At 56.5% G+C, this 24,778-nt stretch carries 12 protein-coding genes and 2 pseudogenes; 4 read left to right on the top strand and 10 right to left on the bottom strand.

From position 1 onward, the window contains the following. Window positions 1-105: 105 nt before the first annotated feature. From ACT3TR_RS12085 to ACT3TR_RS12100, 4 genes and pseudogenes are all read right to left on the bottom strand, one after another. Window positions 106-2,571, bottom strand: coding sequence for a BapA/Bap/LapF family large adhesin (locus ACT3TR_RS12085; protein WP_444647235.1), 2,466 nt, complete (start codon window positions 2,569-2,571; stop codon window positions 106-108). 47 nt (window positions 2,572-2,618) lie between these two features. Then, entirely contained in the window at window positions 2,619-9,482 is a 6,864-nt protein-coding gene (locus ACT3TR_RS12090) for a hypothetical protein (protein ID WP_444647233.1), read from the bottom strand. A gap of 724 nt (window positions 9,483-10,206) precedes the next feature. Beyond that, window positions 10,207-10,479, bottom strand: a pseudogene (locus tag ACT3TR_RS12095) (BapA/Bap/LapF family prefix-like domain-containing protein); the annotation flags it as partial. Window positions 10,480-10,729: 250 nt separating this feature from the next. Further along, a complete protein-coding gene (locus ACT3TR_RS12100) occupies window positions 10,730-11,524 on the bottom strand; it encodes an OmpA family protein (protein ID WP_444625100.1) in 795 nt (264 codons plus the stop codon). A 748-nt stretch (window positions 11,525-12,272) separates the two neighbouring features. On the opposite strand from ACT3TR_RS12100, the pseudogene ACT3TR_RS12105 reads away from it, so the two are divergent. Beyond that, window positions 12,273-12,538, top strand: a pseudogene (locus tag ACT3TR_RS12105) (integrase core domain-containing protein); the annotation flags it as partial. 34 nt (window positions 12,539-12,572) lie between these two features. On the opposite strand, the gene rluB reads toward ACT3TR_RS12105, so the two are convergent. The 4 genes from rluB to ACT3TR_RS12125 form a co-directional block, all read right to left on the bottom strand. After that, on the bottom strand, window positions 12,573-13,442 hold the full coding sequence (gene rluB / locus ACT3TR_RS12110; protein WP_192536106.1) for a 23S rRNA pseudouridine(2605) synthase RluB: 870 nt from the start codon (window positions 13,440-13,442) through the stop codon (window positions 12,573-12,575). Then, window positions 13,429-14,244: an SMC-Scp complex subunit ScpB gene (gene scpB / locus ACT3TR_RS12115; RefSeq protein ID WP_444625099.1), complete on the bottom strand. Its 816-nt coding sequence runs from the start codon at window positions 14,242-14,244 to the stop codon at window positions 13,429-13,431. Before scpB ends, rluB begins: the two co-directional genes overlap by 14 nt. Beyond that, window positions 14,241-15,197: a segregation and condensation protein A gene (locus ACT3TR_RS12120; RefSeq protein ID WP_444625098.1), complete on the bottom strand. Its 957-nt coding sequence runs from the start codon at window positions 15,195-15,197 to the stop codon at window positions 14,241-14,243. Before ACT3TR_RS12120 ends, scpB begins: the two co-directional genes overlap by 4 nt. Window positions 15,198-15,296: 99 nt before the next feature. After that, entirely contained in the window at window positions 15,297-17,009 is a 1,713-nt protein-coding gene (locus ACT3TR_RS12125; RefSeq protein WP_444625391.1) for a DEAD/DEAH box helicase, read from the bottom strand. A 185-nt stretch (window positions 17,010-17,194) separates the two neighbouring features. Between ACT3TR_RS12125 and ACT3TR_RS12130 the strand changes: the two genes are divergently transcribed. Beyond that, on the top strand, window positions 17,195-17,434 hold the full coding sequence (locus tag ACT3TR_RS12130) for a hypothetical protein (RefSeq protein WP_444625097.1): 240 nt from the start codon (window positions 17,195-17,197) through the stop codon (window positions 17,432-17,434). Between the two features lie 152 nt (window positions 17,435-17,586). Here the strand turns inward: ACT3TR_RS12130 and purL are convergent, their stop codons facing one another. Then, on the bottom strand, window positions 17,587-21,537 hold the full coding sequence (purL, locus tag ACT3TR_RS12135) for a phosphoribosylformylglycinamidine synthase (protein ID WP_444625096.1): 3,951 nt from the start codon (window positions 21,535-21,537) through the stop codon (window positions 17,587-17,589). Window positions 21,538-21,809: 272 nt separating this feature from the next. On the opposite strand from purL, the gene mltF reads away from it, so the two are divergent. After that, a complete protein-coding gene (mltF, locus tag ACT3TR_RS12140; RefSeq protein WP_441684186.1) occupies window positions 21,810-23,273 on the top strand; it encodes a membrane-bound lytic murein transglycosylase MltF in 1,464 nt (487 codons plus the stop codon). Between the two features lie 7 nt (window positions 23,274-23,280). Here the strand turns inward: mltF and tadA are convergent, their stop codons facing one another. Further along, the gene (gene tadA, locus ACT3TR_RS12145) at window positions 23,281-23,748 is read right to left on the bottom strand and encodes a tRNA adenosine(34) deaminase TadA (protein ID WP_441684185.1); all 468 of its coding nucleotides are present in this window, start codon (window positions 23,746-23,748) and stop codon (window positions 23,281-23,283) included. Between the two features lie 129 nt (window positions 23,749-23,877). Between tadA and ACT3TR_RS12150 the strand changes: the two genes are divergently transcribed. Then, on the top strand, window positions 23,878-24,696 hold the full coding sequence (locus ACT3TR_RS12150) for an acyl-CoA thioesterase (protein ID WP_441684184.1): 819 nt from the start codon (window positions 23,878-23,880) through the stop codon (window positions 24,694-24,696). The last annotated feature ends 82 nt before the right edge of the window (window positions 24,697-24,778 follow it).

Consider the following 24,778-nt stretch of genomic DNA (forward strand, 5'->3'; position numbering starts at 1 on the left):
CAGTTTGAACTAGCCGTAGATGCTAATTGCCGTAGTTCCCTGAAAACACACCGGGCCCGAAGGCCCGGTGCTTTGGCGGGTTTTATGCCAACGTTAGAGTACTAATCAGTACACATGCGTGTTCTGATCCAACTCATCGGATAGCGGATCCTGAGGTTCGAAGAAGTCATCCATCGGCACCTCCTCCGCGCTTTCAGCACTACTTGCTGCTAGCCCACTCTCTTCGCTGCTGTCCTCAGACTCGGGGAATACCAGCTCATCGGCATTATCACCGAAGTCCATATCTCCAAGACTAAAGCTACTCAGCATCATTGGTGGCACGTAAGGACCATCACCATGCTCAACATCAATCGACAACATTGCATCGTCGACGGTGCCGTTCGGATGCTCAAGGCGATAAGTGAAACTATCAACTCCACCAATATCCTCCAGATCCGAATTCGGTTCATACGAGTAGCTGCCATCAGCATTGATGGTCAGTGTCCCGTGATCCCCGATAACAGTCGTGCCGTCGACCACCTCCACCCAATCACCATTCTGCTCAACCTGCAGCACAGTAAATGACGAGCCAAGGTTGTCATCAGCCAACACATTTCCTATAGCCGAGCTAGTGTCTGCGGCCACAAACTCATCAAGGAATGTGGTGCTGTCAGTTTCGTAAGAGAGCGACAGCGTACCGCCAGTGCTAATGCCATTTGGACGCGCGTAGGTGGCGGTTACGTCATAAGAGCCTTCCTGAAGCCCACTTAGCTCTTGCGCAACGCCCAATCCTCCCAACCCAAGGAGTCCTCCCACACCGTTAAAGCTCTGAGTGAAGCCGCCAGGCCCCGTAATCGTGACCACCAGTGAATCACTTAACAGTGCTATGTCTGGCGACAATGCTGTTAGTGTGATGCCTGCTTCCCTGTTTTCATCCACCGTAAACGTTAGAGACGTCGAACGGGTTAAGCTTCCACCAAACGGATTGACATTAGCAGCAATGCTCTCATCCGGTGCTGATGCATCGGGGCCGCCACTCTCCACGCGGAAAGTCGAGTCAATGCTTGCAATACCGTTATCATCATTGGCCACAACATCAAGCTCAGCCAGCACGTCCTCCCATCCTTCGACACTATCTGGATGCGCCTCAATGTCGATGGTGAGCGTTGCCTCCGACTCATCACCATTCGGGTGGGTCAGTTTGTAGGTAAAGCTGTCAGTCTGACCAATCCCATTGAGGTTGTCGCCATTGGGTACGTACTCGTAATCGCCGTTGGACATGATGGTCAGCTGACCATACTCGCCCTCGACCACCAGACCACCATGCCCTGGCATGACGAACACACCATCCCCATTCATCACGCTAACCGCAGTGTTATCGGACCCAAGATGGTCGTCAACGATGACATTACCCGAGGCACCAGACACATCACCCGCCACAACTTCTGTCAGGTGAGTCGTCTCGAAGGACACGCCGGCAGTGATGTTAGTAAGCAGTCCAAGACCAGCGTTACTGACCTCCAACCGATACTCACCCGCGGCCAGAGCTTCCATGGTTGCCTGAATAGAGTCCGCTCCGATACCAATGATATCGATTAGGCCACCATCACTACCATCTGCAAACTGAACCCATTGGCCATCAATCATCTCAGACAGCGTGAAGTTCATATTCGTCAGCAGATTGGCCAAACCGCTTGAGCTAACATCGATAGTGACATCCGATACCGTCTCATCGCTGATAGAGAAGTCGAAAGTGCCAGAACCACCAAACACCAGTACAGAGGTATACTGAATCGCCGTTGGCACTTCTTCTGTGGTCACTATGTTGACTACTTCGATCTGAGCACTATCTAAATCGTCGTTCGCCTCCACTGTGACAGCTGGTGCAGACAGATCGCTATCATCCCAGACCAGATCTGCATCCTCACTATCAATACGGATGTACAGATTTGCCGTATCGGTAGTGCCATCAGGATGCACTAACTGATACTCGAAGACCTCAACCTGACCAACGCTCTCGGCATCGCCGTTGGGCTCATAGGTGTAGTTGCCATCAGCATCGATGGTCAATTGCCCATGCTCGCCTTCAACCACCGTTCCAGTGCCCGCGTCAACGAACACGCCATCCACTAAGATATTCAGCTCCGCCAGGTCATCGATACCCAGCTGGTCTTGCTCGCCTTCGACGAAACTGGGGTCAGTAATCACGTTCCCGCTGATCGGATCCCCCGGCAAACCGGAAAAATCCGTCAAGCTAGTATCAGTGACCTCTACCGCCCAGTTGATGGTCGAGCCAGCAGCCAGAACATTAGTGCTTCCATATACCACACGATATTCACCAGCTTCTAACTCGCTTGCTTCAACTTGAGCAGACGAACCGAAGATCCCGAGCACATCGATCAAGCCTAAACCACTATCCGAGTCTGACAGAGATACCCATTCGCCGTTCTCCATGACTTGCAAGTCGATGAAAGCACCATCGAACAAACTAACCAGGGAGCCGACATTAGCATCGAAACTCAAACCACCCACTGAGCCTTCTTCGACTGTGAACTCGTAGAATTCTGAAGCTCCGAATAGATTAAGCAGCAAGAATTGGCTGCCAGAGTCCGCGCTGGTTGATACATCAGGCGCAAGGCCTACATCGGCATATGCCAGGTCATCGTAGGCGGTGACATCCGCATCGGCATCCGCATCTGCGTCGGCATCTGCGTCGGCATCTGCATCTGCATCTGCATCAGCATCAGCATCAGCATCAGCATCAGCATCCGCATCGGCATCGGCGTCCGCATCCGCGTCAGCATCCGCATCGGCATCCGCATCCGCATCCGCATCCGCATCCGCATCTGCGTCGGCGTCGGCGTCGGCGTCGGCGTCGGCATCAGCATCTGCGTCTGCATCGGCGTCAGCATCCGCATCGGCGTCTGCATCTGCATCTGCATCTGCGTCGGCATCGGCGTCAGCATCCGCATCCGCATCGGCGTCGGCGTCCGCATCAGCATCAGCATCCGCGTCTGCATCAGCATCAGCATCAGCATCAGCATCAGCATCAGCATCAGCATCAGCGTCGGCATCGGCGTCCGCATCCGCATCCGCGTCAGCATCCGCATCCGCATCTGCGTCGGCATCAGCATCAGCATCTGCGTCTGCATCGGCGTCAGCATCCGCATCCGCATCCGCATCCGCATCCGCATCGGCGTCTGCATCAGCATCGGCGTCTGCATCAGCATCAGCATCTGCGTCGGCATCTGCATCTGCGTCAGCATCCGCATCCGCATCCGCGTCGGCATCAGCATCGGCGTCGGCGTCGGCGTCGGCGTCGGCATCTGCATCTGCGTCAGCATCAGCATCCGCGTCGGCATCTGCGTCTGCATCTGCATCTGCGTCGGCATCTGCGTCGGCATCGGCATCGGCATCCGCGTCGGCGTCGGCGTCGGCATCCGCATCGGCATCGGCATCGGCATCGGCATCGGCATCAGCGTCGGCATCAGCATCCGCGTCGGCATCTGCGTCAGCATCGGCGTCAGCATCGGCGTCAGCGTCAGCGTCAGCGTCAGCATCGGCATCGGCATCGGCGTCTGCATCTGCATCTGCATCTGCATCTGCGTCAGCATCGGCATCGGCATCGGCATCTGCATCGGCATCTGCATCTGCATCTGCGTCAGCATCGGCATCGGCGTCGGCATCGGCATCGGCATCGGCGTCTGCGTCTGCGTCTGCGTCTGCGTCTGCATCTGCATCTGCATCTGCATCCGCATCCGCATCAGCGTCTGCATCAGCGTCTGCATCTGCATCTGCATCTGCATCGGCATCTGCATCTGCATCCGCATCGGCGTCGGCATCAGCATCTGCATCGGCGTCGGCGTCGGCGTCGGCGTCGGCATCAGCATCAGCATCAGCATCAGCATCAGCATCAGCGTCGGCATCAGCGTCGGCGTCGGCATCCGCATCGGCATCCGCATCAGCGTCGGCATCAGCATCCGCGTCGGCATCGGCGTCAGCATCGGCGTCAGCGTCAGCATCGGCATCGGCATCGGCATCGGCATCGGCATCGGCATCGGCATCGGCATCAGCGTCTGCATCCGCATCGGCATCGGCATCGGCGTCTGCATCTGCATCTGCGTCAGCATCGGCATCGGCATCGGCATCGGCATCTGCATCTGCATCTGCATCTGCGTCAGCATCGGCGTCGGCGTCGGCATCGGCATCGGCGTCTGCGTCTGCGTCTGCATCTGCATCTGCATCTGCATCGGCATCAGCATCAGCGTCTGCATCTGCATCCGCATCGGCGTCGGCGTCGGCGTCGGCGTCGGCATCAGCATCAGCATCAGCGTCGGCATCGGCATCGGCATCGGCATCGGCGTCCGCATCAGCATCAGCATCAGCATCCGCGTCTGCATCGGCATCCGCATCCGCATCCGCATCGGCATCTGCGTCTGCGTCTGCGTCTGCGTCTGCGTCTGCATCGGCGTCGGCATCTGCATCTGCATCTGCATCCGCATCAGCATCAGCGTCCGCATCGGCATCTGCGTCGGCATCTGCGTCGGCGTCGGCGTCGGCGTCGGCATCAGCATCGGCGTCGGCATCCGCATCCGCATCTGCGTCGGCATCTGCATCGGCGTCAGCATCGGCATCTGCATCTGCATCAGCATCAGCATCGGCATCGGCATCTGCGTCAGCATCGGCGTCCGCATCCGCATCAGCATCAGCATCAGCATCAGCATCAGCATCAGCATCAGCATCAGCGTCGGCATCGGCATCGGCATCTGCATCTGCATCTGCATCTGCATCTGCATCTGCGTCGGCATCTGCGTCGGCATCTGCATCAGCATCTGCATCAGCATCTGCATCAGCATCTGCATCAGCATCTGCATCGGCATCGGCATCTGCGTCGGCATCTGCGTCGGCATCCGCATCAGCGTCCGCATCGGCATCTGCGTCCGCATCGGCGTCAGCATCGGCATCGGCATCCGCGTCGGCATCCGCGTCGGCATCAGCATCCGCGTCCGCGTCTGCATCGGCATCAGCGTCTGCATCGGCATCAGCGTCTGCATCGGCATCTGCATCTGCATCGGCGTCGGCGTCGGCGTCTGCATCGGCATCCGCGTCGGCGTCAGCATCCGCATCCGCATCTGCATCCGCATCCGCATCCGCATCAGCGTCGGCATCTGCATCGGCATCTGCGTCCGCATCGGCATCGGCATCGGCATCGGCGTCAGCATCCGCATCGGCATCAGCATCAGCATCCGCGTCGGCGTCCGCATCAGCATCAGCATCCGCGTCGGCATCGGCATCCGCATCGGCATCGGCATCTGCGTCTGCGTCTGCATCGGCGTCGGCATCTGCATCCGCATCAGCATCAGCATCAGCGTCCGCATCGGCATCTGCGTCGGCATCTGCGTCGGCGTCGGCGTCCGCATCAGCATCAGCATCCGCGTCGGCATCAGCATCAGCATCGGCATCAGCATCGGCATCAGCATCGGCATCGGCATCGGCATCAGCATCGGCGTCTGCATCGGCGTCGGCATCTGCATCCGCATCCGCATCTGCGTCTGCGTCGGCATCTGCATCAGCGTCCGCATCGGCATCTGCGTCGGCGTCGGCGTCCGCATCGGCGTCAGCATCGGCATCGGCATCCGCGTCGGCATCAGCATCCGCGTCGGCATCAGCATCCGCGTCCGCGTCTGCATCGGCATCAGCGTCTGCATCGGCATCAGCGTCTGCATCGGCATCTGCATCGGCGTCGGCGTCTGCATCTGCATCCGCGTCGGCGTCAGCATCCGCATCTGCATCTGCATCTGCATCCGCATCCGCATCAGCGTCGGCATCGGCATCGGCATCTGCGTCCGCATCGGCATCGGCGTCGGCATCTGCGTCGGCATCTGCATCTGCGTCAGCATCGGCATCGGCATCGGCATCGGCATCGGCATCAGCATCAGCATCGGCATCGGCATCGGCGTCAGCATCCGCATCGGCGTCAGCATCTGCATCCGCGTCGGCGTCAGCATCCGCATCTGCATCCGCATCCGCATCCGCATCTGCATCTGCATCTGCGTCGGCATCGGCATCAGCATCTGCGTCGGCATCAGCATCCGCGTCGGCATCGGCATCGGCATCGGCATCGGCATCGGCGTCGGCGTCGGCGTCGGCATCTGCATCAGCATCCGCATCGGCGTCAGCATCGGCGTCAGCATCTGCATCTGCATCCGCATCCGCATCAGCGTCTGCATCGGCGTCTGCATCTGCATCGGCATCTGCATCTGCATCCGCATCGGCGTCGGCATCAGCATCTGCATCGGCGTCAGCGTCGGCGTCGGCGTCGGCGTCGGCATCAGCATCAGCATCAGCATCAGCATCAGCATCAGCATCAGCATCAGCATCAGCATCAGCGTCGGCATCAGCGTCGGCGTCGGCATCCGCATCGGCATCCGCATCAGCGTCGGCATCAGCATCCGCGTCGGCATCGGCGTCAGCATCGGCGTCAGCATCGGCATCGGCATCGGCATCGGCATCGGCATCGGCATCAGCGTCTGCATCTGCATCGGCATCAGCATCTGCATCTGCATCCGCGTCGGCATCTGCATCGGCGTCGGCGTCGGCGTCGGCATCAGCATCAGCATCAGCGTCGGCATCGGCATCGGCGTCCGCATCAGCATCAGCATCAGCATCAGCATCCGCGTCTGCATCAGCGTCTGCATCGGCATCCGCATCCGCATCCGCATCCGCATCGGCATCCGCATCGGCATCGGCATCGGCATCGGCATCGGCATCGGCATCAGCATCAGCATCAGCATCTGCATCTGCATCTGCATCTGCATCTGCATCTGCGTCGGCATCCGCATCCGCATCAGCGTCTGCATCAGCATCTGCGTCGGCATCTGCATCGGCATCAGCGTCTGCATCGGCGTCTGCATCGGCATCTGCATCTGCATCTGCATCGGCATCAGCGTCTGCATCGGCGTCTGCATCGGCATCTGCATCTGCATCTGCATCTGCGTCTGCATCTGCGTCTGCATCCGCGTCAGCGTCGGCGTCAGCATCTGCATCTGCATCTGCATCTGCATCGGCATCGGCATCGGCATCGGCATCGGCGTCAGCATCGGCATCCGCATCCGCATCAGCGTCCGCATCGGCATCGGCATCGGCATCAGCGTCTGCGTCTGCGTCTGCATCGGCGTCAGCATCCGCATCCGCATCAGCATCAGCATCAGCATCCGCATCGGCATCGGCGTCAGCATCCGCATCGGCGTCGGCGTCGGCGTCCGCATCAGCATCCGCGTCGGCATCAGCATCAGCATCCGCGTCGGCATCTGCATCGGCGTCGGCGTCGGCATCTGCATCTGCATCTGCATCGGCGTCAGCATCCGCGTCGGCGTCGGCATCTGCGTCAGCATCAGCATCCGCGTCGGCATCGGCATCGGCATCGGCGTCGGCGTCGGCATCTGCATCAGCATCCGCATCGGCGTCAGCATCGGCGTCAGCATCTGCATCGGCATCTGCATCTGCATCTGCATCTGCATCGGCGTCGGCATCGGCGTCTGCATCGGCATCGGCATCAGCGTCTGCGTCTGCGTCTGCGTCTGCATCAGCATCGGCGTCAGCATCGGCATCGGCATCGGCATCGGCATCAGCATCAGCATCCGCATCTGCATCCGCATCCGCATCCGCATCAGCGTCGGCGTCGGCGTCGGCGTCGGCATCAGCATCGGCATCTGCATCTGCATCTGCATCTGCATCAGCATCAGCATCTGCATCGGCATCGGCATCGGCATCTGCGTCTGCGTCGGCATCTGCATCTGCATCCGCGTCAGCATCTGCATCTGCATCTGCATCGGCATCGGCATCTGCGTCGGCATCTGCATCTGCATCTGCATCCGCATCAGCGTCGGCATCAGCATCAGCATCAGCGTCGGCATCAGCATCAGCATCAGCATCAGCATCAGCATCGGCATCAGCATCCGCGTCGGCGTCTGCATCGGCGTCTGCATCCGCGTCTGCATCAGCATCCGCGTCGGCATCCGCATCCGCATCAGCGTCTGCATCGGCATCAGCGTCTGCGTCTGCGTCGGCGTCAGCGTCAGCGTCGGCGTCGGCATCAGCGTCAGCGTCGGCATCAGCATCCGCGTCGGCGTCAGCATCCGCATCCGCATCCGCATCTGCGTCAGCATCCGCATCCGCGTCGGCGTCGGCGTCGGCGTCGGCATCAGCGTCGGCATCAGCGTCTGCATCGGCATCCGCGTCGGCATCTGCATCTGCATCTGCATCTGCATCAGCGTCTGCATCAGCGTCTGCATCCGCATCGGCATCGGCATCGGCGTCTGCATCAGCATCAGCATCAGCGTCGGCATCGGCATCGGCATCAGCATCCGCATCGGCGTCAGCATCCGCATCCGCATCCGCATCCGCATCAGCGTCTGCGTCTGCGTCTGCATCTGCGTCGGCATCTGCATCTGCATCGGCATCGGCATCAGCATCAGCATCAGCATCGGCGTCTGCATCAGCATCAGCATCCGCGTCGGCGTCGGCGTCCGCATCAGCATCAGCGTCTGCATCAGCATCTGCATCAGCATCTGCATCAGCATCTGCATCTGCATCTGCATCGGCGTCGGCATCGGCATCGGCATCGGCGTCTGCATCAGCATCAGCATCGGCATCCGCGTCTGCATCAGCATCAGCATCAGCATCAGCATCAGCATCAGCATCAGCATCAGCATCAGCATCAGCATCAGCGTCCGCATCAGCATCAGCATCCGCGTCGGCGTCTGCGTCTGCGTCTGCGTCGGCATCTGCATCGGCGTCAGCATCCGCATCAGCGTCAGCGTCAGCGTCAGCGTCAGCGTCAGCATCGGCATCTGCATCTGCATCTGCGTCGGCATCTGCATCTGCATCTGCATCTGCATCTGCATCGGCGTCTGCATCAGCATCAGCATCCGCATCGGCATCCGCGTCGGCGTCGGCGTCTGCATCGGCGTCAGCATCGGCATCGGCATCGGCATCGGCATCAGCGTCTGCGTCTGCATCTGCATCTGCATCTGCATCTGCGTCAGCATCGGCATCTGCATCTGCATCGGCGTCGGCATCCGCATCAGCGTCCGCATCGGCATCAGCGTCTGCGTCTGCATCTGCATCTGCATCTGCATCTGCATCGGCGTCAGCATCCGCATCCGCATCCGCATCCGCATCGGCATCGGCATCAGCATCAGCGTCTGCATCGGCGTCTGCATCGGCATCAGCGTCTGCATCAGCGTCAGCGTCTGCATCTGCATCAGCATCTGCATCAGCATCAGCATCAGCATCTGCATCAGCATCCGCATCGGCGTCTGCATCAGCATCTGCATCTGCATCGGCGTCAGCGTCAGCGTCAGCATCCGCATCCGCATCCGCATCCGCATCTGCATCAGCATCTGCGTCGGCATCTGCATCCGCATCCGCATCCGCATCCGCATCAGCGTCTGCATCTGCATCAGCGTCGGCATCCGCATCCGCATCCGCGTCAGTATCATCGCCAAAGTCGACTATGGTCGAATCGGAGACATTGCCTGCATCATCAATGGCTACTACGTCATACTCTTCACCGTCCGCCAACGGCTCACCGGTGGTGATTTCGTAGTTACCGTCGTCGTCTGCTTCCCCTGTGCCGACGACGTTGCCGTCTGCATCACGAATAACAACTGTGCTGCCCGGCTCAGCCACGCCACTCACCGTGGTGCCGTCTGGGTCGCCATTTTCATCAAAGGTATTGGTGACATTGTCCACCGTCGGAACGCCGGGCGCGCTGGTATCACCCGTTACCGTGGTCGAATCGGAGACATTGCCTGCATCATCAATGGCTACTACGTCATACTCTTCACCGTCCGCCAACGGCTCATCGGTGGTGATTTCGTAGTTACCGTCGTCGTCTGCTTTCCCTGTGCCGACGACGTTGCCGTCTGCATCACGAATCTCAACTGTGCTGCCCGGCTCAGCCACGCCACTCACCGTGGTGCCGTCTGGGTCGCCATTTTCATCAAAGGTATTGGTGACATTGTCCACCGTCGGAACGCCGGGCGCGCTGGTATCAGCGTTGCTGTCGCTGTCATTATCCGAAGAAGAGTCAGCCGCCGCAATTGCTACGCCACCTAAGCCTATCAATCCTAAGGCGAGGGCCCAGAGTGGAATCCCACCCCCAGCCAGCTCACCAGCCTCTTGGATCTCTGCAAACGAAAACCCTGACCAAGGAGTTTCGTACTGCCCCCACCAAATGACCCCATCGGAATCTTCGAGTAGCAGCTCGCTGCGTTCCCCGTCCGAAACATTAAAAAAGCCGGCAATGGTTATCTGCTCCCCTGACTTCAGGTTAATAATCAGATCCATTCCCGACCGATCGAAAGATGCGATGTCTTCAGGCCCGACAGAAATCTTAACTACACTGGGCACCTGCAGATCGACAGCACTTCCTGAAGGTATTTCTACCGTTTCGCCGCCTGCTTTAGCAGTGACGGCTATGAATGCATTGTCCATGCTCCACCTATTTTTTTGTTACTTTCAGTTTTTAGTTTTAATGCCCTATGCTTTGATGCTCCCTTAGCATTTCTTTTAATGCTGTTAACACCTCCTTAAAAACTTATCGGACTAAACACAAGAAACATCTGCTCAACGATCGACTCAAATTACTCTTTTCGTACTCCTAAAACACTGTGACCCCAGTCACTATTAATAATCATGCAGCATAATTCGCCCGCTAACGACTTCAGGTTCTCACCGTTTTCCTTCAAGTATTTCTATTAAATAAAACTTCAACTCGACGATTAGGAGCTAAGCATTCTTTCAAACTAGCTCCTGCGAGATCTGGGCAACTGACAACCGAATCATTCTCACCACGGCCGATATAGATAACCTGCTCAGGATTGACTCCTCCCTGTACCAGCACATCGGCTACCGCTTGCGCGCGCTTCTCAGAAAGCCACATATTGTATTTTGCCGAGCCGATTTGGTCAGTATGGCCCGTCACTAGAACGGAGCGAGCCCCAAGCCTGGCCTGAGCATCCTGAACAGCCTGCTGAAGTTCCCTTCGGCCTTGTGAAAAAATGGCATAGCTATCAAACCCAAAGAGAAAATCTGCTGAGAAACTTATTACCTGAGGCTGAGCATGCTCAGAAAGCTCTGAAAACAGTCGGTTACACTGTGGTCGCCGCCACTCCGAAGACGCAAGCACTTGTTGCGCAAATGAAACTTGGTATTGACAAACAAGGTAGTCTTCATCATTCAAAGGTAAGTTGACGTTATATTGCCAACTATTATCTTGCTCGATAGCCAGTGAATCATTTGGGGTTCCAAGCAACTCTGTAACATCTTGCTTGGTAAGCTTGCCTGTACCATCTCCTACTCGTTGCAAGCTGGCGATGGGAACAGCAGCCCCATATCGTTGAAAGCGCTCATTTAAGCCAGATGCTGGCGCCTCTACATTCGTAAAACCATCAGCAACAACCGTGGTGGCAAGACCGATGCCTGCTACGGTTAACCCTGCAGCTGAAAATACAACTCCCCACTTTTTATGTTTCTTCATAGCCGTCCCCTAATTATTATTACCAAAAGCAACAGAAATAAAACCAATAATTACTGTTACTCACACTCCTATAGCACTTCGTCACGAAGAGCATTTATTATCGAACAATCAACCTCTTAGAAAAAATTAAATTAATTATTTAGAATAGCACTATCCCCTATAGAGCTCATTCAAATTAGATCATTTAAATGATAATCGCAATATTATATTTATCGACTAATGCGCCACAAATTCGGCGTCTTCTCTACTTTAGTAGCACTATACTTTAGAGTCAGGCCCTACTAGCCAGGAGAGCGGATATGAAGGCGCGTTGCAGCAAACTTGGCAACAGTGAAGCAAAAGGGGATTTCCGCCCCTGAAGGAGCTATGTCGTTAGTATGACTTCTCAGAATCGAATAATTACTTCTGGCACAGCAAGTTTGGTGGAATGAGCGTACCGGGGGCGACTTCAAGAACTTAAAGCCGAAAATATGTGATTACAGGGACTTCTTACCAAATTCCTGCTGGAGATGGAGATCCCCTACGTGGTGTTGAGAAACAGGTGGTGAACGCATCCTCACGCCGCGACGTGGTACGCTTCATGGCGTCACGTAGCATGAGTGAGCATTAAGCGCTACTCGTTATATGCATGAGTACTACCAGCCAATGCCAGGTCGCACCTGGACTACATGAACAAATCTTAGCTTTGGCTGCTATGGAGCTTGCATGATTTATCTGAGGCTGCGTCAGTGACCAAACCATGAACACGCCCAATCAAAACACCTGTATAGAATCGTTTAACGGACTCTTTCGTGACGAATGCCTGACTGAACGGTGCTCACCAGTTTGCATCACGCTAAAGCAGTTACCGAGGCGTGGCGCCGAGAATACAGCGAAGAAAGGCCTGAAAAAGGATTTGGTGGATTAACACCTTCAGCTTATGCCAAAAAGCTAGCTAGCAAAGTCGGCATAGTAAGTTCAGGCGCTACTGAAGAGCGAGTGACGTCAAGTAAGGTAATAAAAAATAGGCTGTAAATATCCATTTACAGCCCAAAACCGAGAAGACGTATTAGCGACGTTGCTGCTTACGCATTGTTTGTACCGGTTTGCGCTTATGCTTATCGCGATTCCAGCGGTTCTTCTCGTCCGGCGTTAACACGGGTACTTTACGGGTTTCCAAACCGGCTAAGGTGGACAAGTCATCTACCTCACCCTGAGTAAGCTCAATCCATTCGCCGGCTTTGGCGCGCTTATCGATAAAGATGTTGCCATAGCGCACACGCTTCAGACGGCTAACCGTCAGCGCCTGGGACTCCCACAAACGACGCACTTCGCGGTTACGCCCCTCAAGAATGACAACGTGGAACCAAGTGTTGATCCCCTCACCGCCAAACTCTTGTATATCGGTAAAGCGAGCGGGGCCATCTTCCAACATGACACCGTCGGCCATCGCCAGGATATGCTCGCGCTTCACCTCACCCATCACCCGGACCGCGTATTCGCGTTCTACCTGGGTGGAGGGATGCATCAGCCGGTTGGCTAGTTCGCCATCCGTCGTAAATAGCAGTAAACCGCTGGTGTTGATATCCAAGCGCCCAACCGCTACCCAACGCTCGCCTTTTAAGCGCGGCAAGCGGTCAAACACGGTACGTCGACCCTCAGGGTCTTTGCGAGTGCACAGCTCGCCTTCCGGCTTGTTGTACATGATCACTCGACGCGGCACTTCCTCTTCCGAGCGCAGCGTTACCGGTCGATCGTCAAAGCTGACATTATTGCGCGCGTCAACGCGATCCCCCAGCTTAGCCACCTTGCCATTCACTTTAACGCGGCCATCGGAAATCGCCGTTTCCATTTCACGCCGCGAGCCAAGGCCTGCACGGGCTAAAACTTTTTGCAGCTTTTCGCCGGTCGGGGGCGTCGTCGTATCATTCTGACTCATGGTCATCTGACCTCACATCGTTAGTCTGCGTGCGCGCGCTATCATCGTCGTTAACGCGTTGCGCACGTGCCGCGAGCCGGGCTTCAAGATCGGCAAAACTCAGCGGCTGGGTTAACGCCGTCTCGGCGTGTGTATCGGCTATTTCAGCCGTGGTGATCTCAGCAGTGGCTATTTCATCCACTTTGGGTGGCGCATCCTGCACCGTTTTAAGCGTCTCGTCTAGCCCTTCAGGAGCGACGTCAGAAGACTTTTCAGGCAGCTCGCTATCATCCCAATTAGCCAGGGTGTGCATCGGTGGCAACGCATCGAGTGTTTTCAAACCAAAATCATCTAAAAAGCTACGCGTGGTGGCGTAGACAGCCGGTCGCCCCGGCACGTCTCGGTGGCCAACCACTCGAATCCAACCGCGCTCCATCAAGGTCCGCATGATAGAACTACTCACGCTGACCCCGCGAATCTCTTCAATATCGCCTCGAGTAACCGGCTGGCGGTAGGCAATCAACGCCAGCGTTTCCAGCAAGGCCCGTGAATAGCGCTGAGGGCGCTCATCCCACAGCCGCGACACCCACTGCGACAAACGCGGACGAATACGCAGCTGATAACCCGAAACCGTTTCTAACAACTCCAGTGCGCCTTGTGAATGGCGATGTTGAAGCCGCTCGAGCACTTGACGAAACTCGCGCGGAGATGGGCATTCGCCGCTAACAAAAAGTGTTTGTAAACGCTCTAGCGGTAACGGCTCACCAGCGGCTAAAAGCGCCGCTTCTACTATCTCGTCTAGCCCGGTGGGCGCGTTACTCATGGTGGCTCCTCGTCAGATTCAAAGGCAGACTCTGAATAGACGCTGTCTTCTATAGCTATATCGCCCTCTTCAAAAGCGCTCTCCTCGCCATCAGCCAGGGCGGCAAGCCGAGCACGCACATGAATCGGCGAAAGCGGCGCATTCTGAACAATTTCAATCATGGCTTCTTTGGCTAGCTCCAAAATCGCCATAAAGGTCACCACCACGCCGGGGCGCCCTTCTTCCAGCGTAAATAGCGCTTCAAAGGGAGTATAGCGCTGGCTAGCAGCATCTTGGCTTAGCTGCGCCATAATCTTCAGCATTCGCTCGCGAGTAGACAATACCTCACGGCTAATCTGATGAGCCTGAACCAGCTCGGCACGCTTGAGAATATCGGACAGAGCACTTAGCAGCTCGTCCAACTCGACTTCAGGATGAATCACGCGAGCTTCCAGCGGCGGAAGGCCAGCCTGCACGCTGAACCAATCGCGGCCCATACGCGGCAGCGTATCTAGCGTTTCTGCGGCCTCTTTGAGGCGCTCATACTCCTGCAGGCGACGGATGAGCTCCGCGCGCGGATCTTCTTCGTCGTCACCTTCAGCTTTGGGCGGGCGCGGCAGCAGCGTGCGCGATTTAATCTCGGCCAGCATGGCGGCCATCAGTAGATACTCACCGGCCAGCTCGATCTCCATGGCCTTCATCAGCTCGACGTACTCAATGTACTGGTGGGTGATAGTCGCCACATTGATGGTCAGAATATCGAGATTCTGACGCCGAATGAGATAGAGCAACAAATCTAGCGGGCCTTCAAAGGTCTCTAAAAAGACCCGCAACGCTTCAGGAGGAATATACAGATCTTCCGGCAGCTGGGTGATCTGTTCATCAAACAGCCGCCCAAGCGAGGGCTCCGCTGGCTCAATAGGCGGTACATTAAGCTTGTCTACGTCTGCAGGTGCACTTGGCGTCTCGCTCACGCGGGTCGGGTCTCTTGAAAAAGGGGTATTAGCATCAACGCACAGTTTAGCAAAGTTGGCAGCATCCGCGTCGCTCTATTAGAGGTAAAGGCAAGCGTATTAGCCCGCATCGCTCGCTTTGCGATAACGACCGGCATAGTCAAACAGCTTCTCGCGCACCTGGAAATGGCGACCAACTTTGCGCCCGACGACAAAATCAGGATGGCGTAAGCGGTGCTGCTCAGTGACGACTTCATCAGCACTCACAGGCTGCCATTGATTGCCCGGCGCACGCAGATGATAGCGCAGAAATGCGGCATAAAAAGCACGTCTCTGTGCCGTCGTTTCCAGCGCAAACCATTCGGCCAAATGGGCGTCATCTTCATCGTGATAGGTAACTTTTAAGCGCGGCAGTCCACGGCCGTTAGTCGTCGACTCCAACTGCATTCCGCTCACCCGCAGCACCTTGGCATCTTTCAGCTTTAGAGCATCTTTGAGTTTATCATCGGCATCCACCAAGAGCCTGTCACAGCTGTGGCAGCGACGGGCAGCGATGTCATTTTCAGCACCGCACTCATCACAGACCTTAAAACGAAAACGAAAGTCGCACTGGTGGCGCCCTCCCTCAGGATTATCAATAAGCCCTTGGCAGCGACGGCCAAAGTGCTCAATAACCACCTCGCCATCACGCTTACCCCAATATAGATTGGCATGACCACAGGCCGGGCACTCTACTTGAACAGGCTCGCTGTCACTGTCTGGTTTCGCCTCCCCCACCTCAGGAGCGAAAACATCCCAGGGGTTGCCAGCGTAATCCAGAATGAGACAATCTTCTTTGCCCGGCGACAAACGTAACCCCCTGCCCACCATCTGCTGATAGAGGCTAACCGATTCGGTCGGCCGCAAAATGGCGATAAGATCGACATGAGGCGCATCGAAACCCGTGGTAAGTACGGCCACGTTAACCAGGTATTTTAGCTCACGCGCTTTGAACGCATTGATTCGCGCAGCCCGGTCTTGAGAATGCGTGGAACCAGTGATCAGCGCAGCCTCTAAGCAAGGCAAATAGCCCATAATTTCTTCAGCGTGAGCCACTGTCGCTGCAAATATCATCACCCCTTGGCGGTCATGGGCGCGTTGAATCACTTCGTTAATAATACCGGGCGTTGCACGGCTGCCGGCAACGATCCTATTGAGGGCTTCTTCCGGAAAAATCCCGCTTGCTGACGGGCTGAGGGCTGAAAAGTCGTACCCTTCCACCGCCATATCCAGGCGCTTAGGCGCAGCAAGATAGCCTTGTTTTACCATCAGACGAAGCGGCTGCTCAAAGACGCAATCACGAAAAAAGCTGTCCTCACTGCCGCGCACCATGCCGTGATGATGGCGATAATAGATAAACCCCTGCCCCAACCGATACGGCGTGGCGGTTAGGCCAAGGATTTTAAGCTCAGCGTTGTGCTGACGCAGATGTTCAATTACCTGACGGTAGCTTGCGTCCTCGTTGAGCGATACGCGATGGCTTTCGTCAATGACCAGCAGCGTAAAATTAGCGTCGCTAAAACGCTCCAAGTTGCGCACCACCGACTGCACCGATCCAAACACCACCTGCCGATCAGCCTCTTTACGCTTTAATCCAGCGCTAAAAATAGCCGCTTTTAGGCCATAGGCTTGGTACTTGGCATGATTCTGCTCGACCAGTTCACGAACATGCGCAAGGACTAGCACCCGCCCCCGCGCCAGGCGAGCAAGCTCAGCAATCACCAGCGATTTGCCACTGCCGGTAGGCAGCACTAATAAGGCAGGATCGCTAGAGCTACGAAAGTGCACAACCACACGCCTAACGGCCTCTTGTTGATAAGGACGCAGCTGGGGCGTTGTTGAAGAATCAGGGTTCGACAAATTAATTAGTCCGCTAGTGAACTATTCCTACTTTCGTCCCATCTTATCATTGACGATACTTAATTCATGCTGGGCTTTGCCCGCCACTAAGCGAGCCCCTGAAACAAAGAGATTCTTCCATGACCGCCAACCATTTCAGCCCGGAATGCCCAGAATGTGATAGCCGACTAAAACGCCTGCCCGCAACACGACGTGACCAAACCCACGTCTACTGCATGGATTGTGGGCATGATTTTGGCCGCTATGAATACATGGTAGAGCGCTATCGTAACGAGCTTGAAACGCTTGAGGCTAAGCTTGGCCTGCCACCGGCGACAGCCGATGAAGCGCCGATTGCCGCTAACGAGCAGCCCTCTTAGCACGTTGCTGCAATTAGCTATTTCTTGAACGACTATTGCTGAACAGCTTTTTAAAACATCTTTTTCAAACAGCTTGTTAATTAACGTTACGTTTAACGCATAGCGGCGGCTCAAGGCCGCCGCTATGTTTGATGCCATAGGCTACTTAAACGTTAGCCAAGCCATACCCGCGCATTGCGGAACAAGCGCAGCCATGCGCCATCGTCTACCCATTCAGTCGGGCGCCAAGAGTTGGTGACCGCACGAGCAACGCGCTCAGGGTGCGGCATCATAATAGTCACCCGTCCATCAGGCGTGGTCAGGCCGGTAATCCCAGACGGTGAGCCGTTAGGGTTAGCCGGATAACGCGTCGTCGACTGGCCGTAATTGTCGATATAGCGCAGCGCGATTTGGCTGCTCGACTGCATACTGCGAAGGTGCGCGCTGTCACGGAACTCCGCACGCCCTTCCCCATGGGCCACGGCGATTGGAAGCTGCGAGCCCTCCATACCGGCCAGCAAAATCGAAGGGCTTTTCTCAACCCGCACCATCGATACACGCGCTTCAAACTGCTCAGACTCATTGCGCACAAAGGTTGGCCAATTTTCGGCACCAGGAATTAACGCTTTCAACTGCGAAAGCATCTGGCAGCCGTTGCACACACCAAGCGAGAAGCTATCGTCACGAGCAAAGAACGCCGCAAACTGCTCACGGGCACGCTCGTTAAACAGCACTGATTTTGCCCAGCCGCCCCCAGCGCCGAGAACATCGCCGTAAGAGAAGCCGCCACAGGCGACAAGCCCTTTGAACTCATCAAGCGAGACCCGCCCTTCAAGGATGTCACTCATGTGCACATCCACCGCATCGAACCCAGCTTTATCAAAGGCCCACGCCATCTCGACCTGACCATTAACGCCCTGCTCACGCAGCACGGCCATGGCGGGTTTGGCGGTATTTACAAACGGCGCACTAATGTCATCATTGATATCAAAGGTAGGCGTAGCAGAAAGCCCCGGATCACGGCTATCGAGCAGGTTATCGAATTCATTTTTGGCGCACTCAGGATTATCCCGTAGCGCCTGCATACGATAGCTGGTTTCCGCCCAGGTGCGCTGGGTAAGCTGGCGAGTAGTTTCCAGCAGCGGCTCTTCAAACAACGTCACGCGTACCTGATCATCGTAACGAGGGCGCGCAATGACGCCGCACGTTTCGATACCGGCAACAGCAAACTGCGCCAGCACTTCTTCCGTATGCTGACGATTGACCTGGATGACTGCCCCCAGCTCTTCAGAGAACAGCGCGTTCAGCGCCTCCACCGGCTCATCGATCATCCAGTCAAGCTTGATTTCAAGGCCCGCATGCGCCGCAAACGCCATTTCTAACAGCGTAACGATCAAGCCACCGTCGCTGCGATCGTGGTAAGCCAAGAGCTTACCGTCACGGTTGAGACCTTGAATGACTTCGAAAAACGCTTTGATATCTTCCGGGTCATCGACATCGGGGCAGTCATTGCCCACCTGACCATAAACCTGCGCCAAGGCAGAGCCACCTAGGCGGTTTTGGCCACCCCCCAAATCAATCAAAATTAAATCCGACTCATCTTGATCCAGATTGATCTGCGGCGTTAACGTCGCCAGCGCATTGGTGACAGGCGCAAAGCCCGTCACGACCAGCGCAAGCGGCGAGGTTACGCTGCGATCTTCGGCTTCGCCCTTCTCGTTCTCATGCTGCCAGGAAGTGCGCATGGACATAGAGTCCTTGCCTACGGGAATCGCAATGCCTAGCGCCGGGCACATCTCCATTCCCACCGCATAAACAGCGTCATAAAGCGCCTGATTTTCACCCGGATGGTCCGCAGCGCTCATCCAGTTAGCAGACAGCTTGATATCGCTGAGTTTAGCAATCGGCGCGGCCGCAAGGTTCGTAATTGCTTCAGCAACCGCCAAGCGGGCGCTGGCAGCAGGATTGATAAGCGCCACCGGCGGGCGCTCGCCCATCGCCATGGCTTCACCCACATGGCTATCAAAGCTTGCGGTGGTAACAGCCACATCGGCCACCGGCACTTGCCATGGGCCGACCATTTGATCGCGCGCCACTTGGCCGGTAATTGAGCGATCGCCAATGGTAATCAGGAAGTTTTTCGAAGCCACCGTGGGCAGGCGAAGCACGCGGTCTAACGCCTCACGCAGATCAAGATTATCCAGCATCATGCCCGAGAGCACGGGGTCATGGCGCTCAAATTCGCGCTGCATTTTAGGCGCTTTACCGAACAGCACGCTCATCGGCAAATCAACCGGTTTGCTGTCGAAGTGGCCATCGCGCACTTCAAGGTGGTGCGCTTCTAATGCCTCACCGACAACCGCATAAGGGCAGCGTTCGCGCTGGCAGAGCGCATCAAAGGTGTCCAGGTCCTCTGGCGCAACCGCGAGCACGTAGCGCTCCTGCGCTTCGTTACACCAAATTTCCAGCGGGCTCATACCCGGCTCGGCATTGGGCACCGCACGTAAATCAAAACGGCCACCGCGATTGCCGTCTTTTACCAGTTCAGGCAGCGCATTAGATAACCCACCGGCGCCAACGTCATGAATAAAACGAATCGGGTTGTGGTCGCCTAGAGCCCAGCAACGGTCGATAACTTCCTGAGCACGGCGTTCGATCTCAGGGTTTTCGCGCTGCACGGAGGCAAAGTCCAGGTCGGCGCTGGAAACGCCCGAGGCCATGCTAGACGCAGCGCCCCCGCCCAAGCCAATCAGCATCGCAGGGCCGCCCATGACAATCAGCATACCGCCAACGGGAATATCGCCTTTCTGCACGTGATGCGCGCGAATGTTGCCGTAGCCACCGGCCAGCATAATCGGCTTATGGAAGCCGCGCCGTTCAATGCCGCCGTCGTTCAGCGACTCTTGCTCGTAGGTACGAAAATAACCGGTCAAGTTTGGCCGACCAAACTCATTGTTAAACGCCGCCCCGCCAATGGGACCTTCTAGCATGATATTAAGCGCCGACTGCATCCGCTCGGGCTTGCCGTAATCAAACGCCTCCCAGGGCTGAACGAACTCTGGAATTCGCAGGTTGGAAACGGTAAAGCCCGACAGACCGGCTTTAGGTTTTCCGCCGATGCCGGTGGCGCCTTCGTCACGAATCTCACCGCCCGAGCCCGTTGCCGCACCGGGAAAAGGCGCAATTGCCGTTGGGTGATTGTGCGTTTCCACTTTCATCAGAATATGAATCGGTTCCTGATGAGTGGCGTACAGCGCACGCTCTTGGTCAGCGCCCGTTAGCGGCGTTGCAAAGAACCGCCCCGCTTGGCTGCCTTTAATAACGGCGGCGTTGTCGCTATACGCTGAAAGGACGTTGTCTGGCGATGACGCAAACGTGTTCTTAATCATTTTGAACAGCGAATGGCTCTGCGGCTCGCCGTCGATGACCCAGTCTGCATTAAAAATTTTGTGACGGCAGTGCTCTGAGTTAGCTTGCGCAAACATCATAAGCTCAACGTCGCTGGGATTACGCCCCAGCTCATTGAAAGCATCCACCAGGTAATCGATTTCATCGTCAGCCAGCGCCAGCCCTAACGCTTGGTTAGCCGTCGCCAGCGCTTCGCGGCCGCCGTCTAAAATATCCACACTGCCCAGCGGCGCCGGGTCGTGCTGGGCAAAAAGCTGGGTCGCAGCAGCAGCATCGGCCAGCACGGTTTCCGTCATGCGGTCATGCAAAAGTGCCGCAATGGCGGCCATGCTGTCGCGGTCCGGCGAAGCGGTGAAGCTTACGCGATAATCAATGCCGCGCTCGATGCGGTTGATTTGGCGCAGCCCACAGTTGTGAGCAATATCGGTCGCTTTCGAGGACCAGGGCGACTGAGTGCCCAGTCGCGGCACCACTAAAAAGCGCTGGGCAGGTTCGGGAACTTCTACGCTTGAGTGAGTGCCATAGTCCAGCAGCTGCGTTAAGCGCTCAAGAGTGGCGTCATCCAGTTCGTCGTGACGGTCATTCGAATGAACATTGATAAAATGAACATAGTGGGCAGACAGCGCTTCCACCTCGGGAACACGTTCACGCAGCACCGTTAACAGCCGAGCATGACGGAAGGCAGAAAGGGCGGGCGCGCCTCGCAGTTCGAGCATATCCTGAAGCCTCTAGAGCAGGGAATTCGAGCAGGGAAATCACCGGGTCGCCATGGCGACCGTACTAATGTGGTGCCGGACAGCCACAGCAGGGGCATTGGAAAACCTAGATAGTGGTATCAAAAACCCCATATCGCGGCATCGAAAAACCTAAGTTGTGTCACCGGAAAACGCCTATGATACTGGAAACCAGCCGCCACACGAAATCAACAAGGTGACAGCATGAGTCTGGCTGGGTATCGTGGCCGCTTGTTCCATGCCGACAAGACGCCATGCTGACGTTGATTTGCCGACATTTCGTAACCCGTGCCAGCGCTTATTTTGCGTTAATCGCCATTATATTTTTGGTCATGGTTCCCACCCTGCCCAGGGTTCCTCCTGGCGAGCATTTGACGCAAATCACTGCCAAAGAATTTATTACCGCCCATACCCGTAATACCCCTACGACGTACTACGAAGGCCGCCAAGGGCCAACTGGCTTTGAGTATGAGCTGATGCACCGCTTCGCCGACTACCTAGGGGTAAGCCTTAACCTAAATGCAAGCCACCACCCGGAAAGCGTGCTGCCAGCCGTGCGTGAAAACGGCGATTTAGGCGCAGCGACACTGCCGCTATTTCCCAACACACCGGGTATTCACTACAGCCGCCCGATTATTCAAATGCAGCCGCTGGTGGTTTATCGACGTGGCCTAAATGGCATTAGAGAACCCGGCGACCTTGTTGGCTTGGAGCTAGGCACGCTCAGTGAAGCGGGCACTAGCGATGCGCTACGCGATCTGCAGCGCCGCTACCCGACGCTGAGCTGGAAAGAGTCCCATGAGCTAGAAGTCGCGGAACTGCTGGCACGCGTAGAGAACGGCACGCTGGATGCTGCGGTGATTTTTGAGCATCAGTTTCGTTTAAATAGGCTTTTTTTCCCCAATGTCGAGCGCGGCTTTACGCTGGGCGACCCGCTTTCTATGGCATGGGCCGTGCCGAGCGGGCGCGGGCTAGGCTTACTTGAAGCTGCTAATAGCTTCCTACAGGGTCTGCAAGAAGACGGCACGTTAGATAGGCTGATCAGCCGCTACTTTGGTCATGACGACTATTTAGAGTATGTCGGTACGCGCACGTTTCTCGACCATTTAGATTCTCGTCTACCACAGTACACCGCACTCTTTCAGCAGGCTGCTCAGGAGACGGAATTTGACTGGAAGCTGCTGGCCGCCGTTGGCTATCAGGAATCTCACTGGGACCGAGAAGCCGTCTCGCCGACGGGCGTAAAAGGCTTAATGATGCTCACCAACCCTACCGCCAGCGAGATGGGCGTAAGTGATCGCACCGACCCGGCACAAAGTATTGATGGCGGCGCCCGCTATCTGCGCAGCATTAAAGACCGCTTGCCGGAAAGCATTACCGGTGATGACCGCCTATTCATGGCCATGGCCGCCTACAATGTGGGCCTGGGTCACTTGTATGACGCTCGAAAAATTGTCGAAATGCGCGGCGGCAATTCTGATCGCTGGGACGATGTACGCGCCGCGCTGCCGCTTTTACAGCAGCGTGAATGGCACAGCCAAACGAGGCATGGCTACGCCCGCGGCGGCGAACCGGTTATCTACGTGCGCAACATTCGGCGTTACTACGAAATGATTCAATATGTAGAGCGTAGCCGGCAGCAGTTTTTCCAACTAGAACAAACGGTGGTGAATGATGACCCGCTGCTACTGTTTGAGCTCGTCCCACCGCTTGATTAACCGCCGTTCATTCGCTGGGCACTTCTCTTCGCGCGGCAAAAAAATGCTTCAACAGCTTTTGCGAGGCTGGCGCTAACACACCGCCAGACACCGCAATAGAATGGTTGAACCAAGGCTGCGCCAACAAGTTAGCTTTAGACTCCACCATGCCTGCCCGGGGCTCCGCGGCGCCATAAACCAGGCGGCTTAGGCGCGCATGAATCATGGCACCCGCGCACATCATGCAGGGCTCTAAGGTGACAAACAGCGTGCAACCTTCAAGGCGATAGTTACCCAACTGCTTGGCGGCCTCGCGCAGCGCTCGAACCTCAGCATGACCGCTAGGGTCGCAGCTAGCGATAGGCGCATTGTAGCCGACGCCGATAATCTCGCCCTGCGTATCCACCACCACTGCACCCACCGGCACTTCGCCTGCCGCGGCGGCTAGATGTGCTTGGTCAAGCGCTCGGTGCATGTAAAATTCATCGCTGCGCATAAAGCTAAACTCCGCTAAGGTAGCAAAACGTTCGTATGAAAGGCTTACCCACCGCAGCGGTAGCTCGCCATCATCGCCAGCATCATAGTCAGTTAGCACCACATTGAAATAGCATCAAGGATACCGAGAATGACAGACGCACTGAACAAACTTGTGGAGTTATTAGAGCTTGAGCCCCTTGAAGAAACGCTATTTCGCGGCCAGAGCCAAGACCTAGGCTTGCCGCAACTGTATGGCGGCCAAGTGCTGGGACAAGCGCTAGCAGCAGCGGCGCGTACGGTGCCAGACGAGCGCCGCCCGCACTCTCAGCACGGCTATTTTCTGCGCCCCGGCGACCCTCATCGCCCAGTTGTTTACCAGGTTGATACTATTCGCGACGGCGGCAGCTTTACGACGCGGCGAGTCACCGCCATACAGAAAGGGCGGCCGATTTTTTTCTGTAGCGCCTCATTTCAAAGCGAAGAAGCAAGCTTCAGCCATCAGCGCAACATGCCAAATGTACCGTCGCCCGAAACGCTGATTGCCAACGGCGAGGCTAAGCACGACCGTTTCCCAGGCCACCCGATTGAATTTTTGCACCTCCCCGGCAACCCCGACAACGCCACGCCGGTAGGTCAATGCCTTTGGTTTCGCCTAGCCGGCACGCTGCCAAACGACACAGCATTACATCGCCACTTACTGTCTTATGCCTCGGACTTTAACCTACTGACCACGAGCCTAGCGCCTCACGGCATCCAATTCAAAGACCCCAAACTGCGCATCGCCAGCCTCGACCACGCTCTGTGGCTACACCAGGACACCCGTTTAGACGACTGGCTGCTTTACGTCATCGACTCGCCATGGGCAGACGGGGCTCGCGCGCTAGCACGGGGGCATATTTACAGCCGCGATGGCCGCCTAATCGCCTCCACGGCTCAAGAAGGCCTAACGCGCTACTCGCCAAGCTAAATTGATACTGTTCAGAAACACTTACGCCCGCTGCGAGGCGGGCGTAAGTGAGCAGGTAAGAACTACTTAGCTACCGAACTTA

Source organism: Halomonas sp. AOP12-B1-6, assembly GCF_052379225.1.
In the GTDB taxonomy this organism is placed as follows: domain Bacteria; phylum Pseudomonadota; class Gammaproteobacteria; order Pseudomonadales; family Halomonadaceae; genus Vreelandella; species Vreelandella casei.

Excerpts from the sequence above, each read along its gene's own strand:
- purL (WP_444625096.1), bottom strand. The coding sequence starts at position 21,537 with ATGCTCGAACTGCGAGGCGCGCCCGCCCTTTCTGCCTTCCGTCATGCT.
- ACT3TR_RS12090 (WP_444647233.1), bottom strand. The coding sequence starts at position 9,482 with ATGATACTGACGCGGATGCGGATGCGGATGCCGACGCTGATGCAGATG.
- tadA (WP_441684185.1), bottom strand. The coding sequence starts at position 23,748 with ATGCGCAGCGATGAATTTTACATGCACCGAGCGCTTGACCAAGCACAT.
- ACT3TR_RS12100 (WP_444625100.1), bottom strand. The coding sequence starts at position 11,524 with ATGAAGAAACATAAAAAGTGGGGAGTTGTATTTTCAGCTGCAGGGTTA.
- rluB (WP_192536106.1), bottom strand. The coding sequence starts at position 13,442 with ATGAGTCAGAATGATACGACGACGCCCCCGACCGGCGAAAAGCTGCAA.
- ACT3TR_RS12150 (WP_441684184.1), top strand. The coding sequence starts at position 23,878 with ATGACAGACGCACTGAACAAACTTGTGGAGTTATTAGAGCTTGAGCCC.
- ACT3TR_RS12130 (WP_444625097.1), top strand. The coding sequence starts at position 17,195 with ATGACCGCCAACCATTTCAGCCCGGAATGCCCAGAATGTGATAGCCGA.
- mltF (WP_441684186.1), top strand. The coding sequence starts at position 21,810 with ATGCTGACGTTGATTTGCCGACATTTCGTAACCCGTGCCAGCGCTTAT.
- scpB (WP_444625099.1), bottom strand. The coding sequence starts at position 14,244 with ATGAGTAACGCGCCCACCGGGCTAGACGAGATAGTAGAAGCGGCGCTT.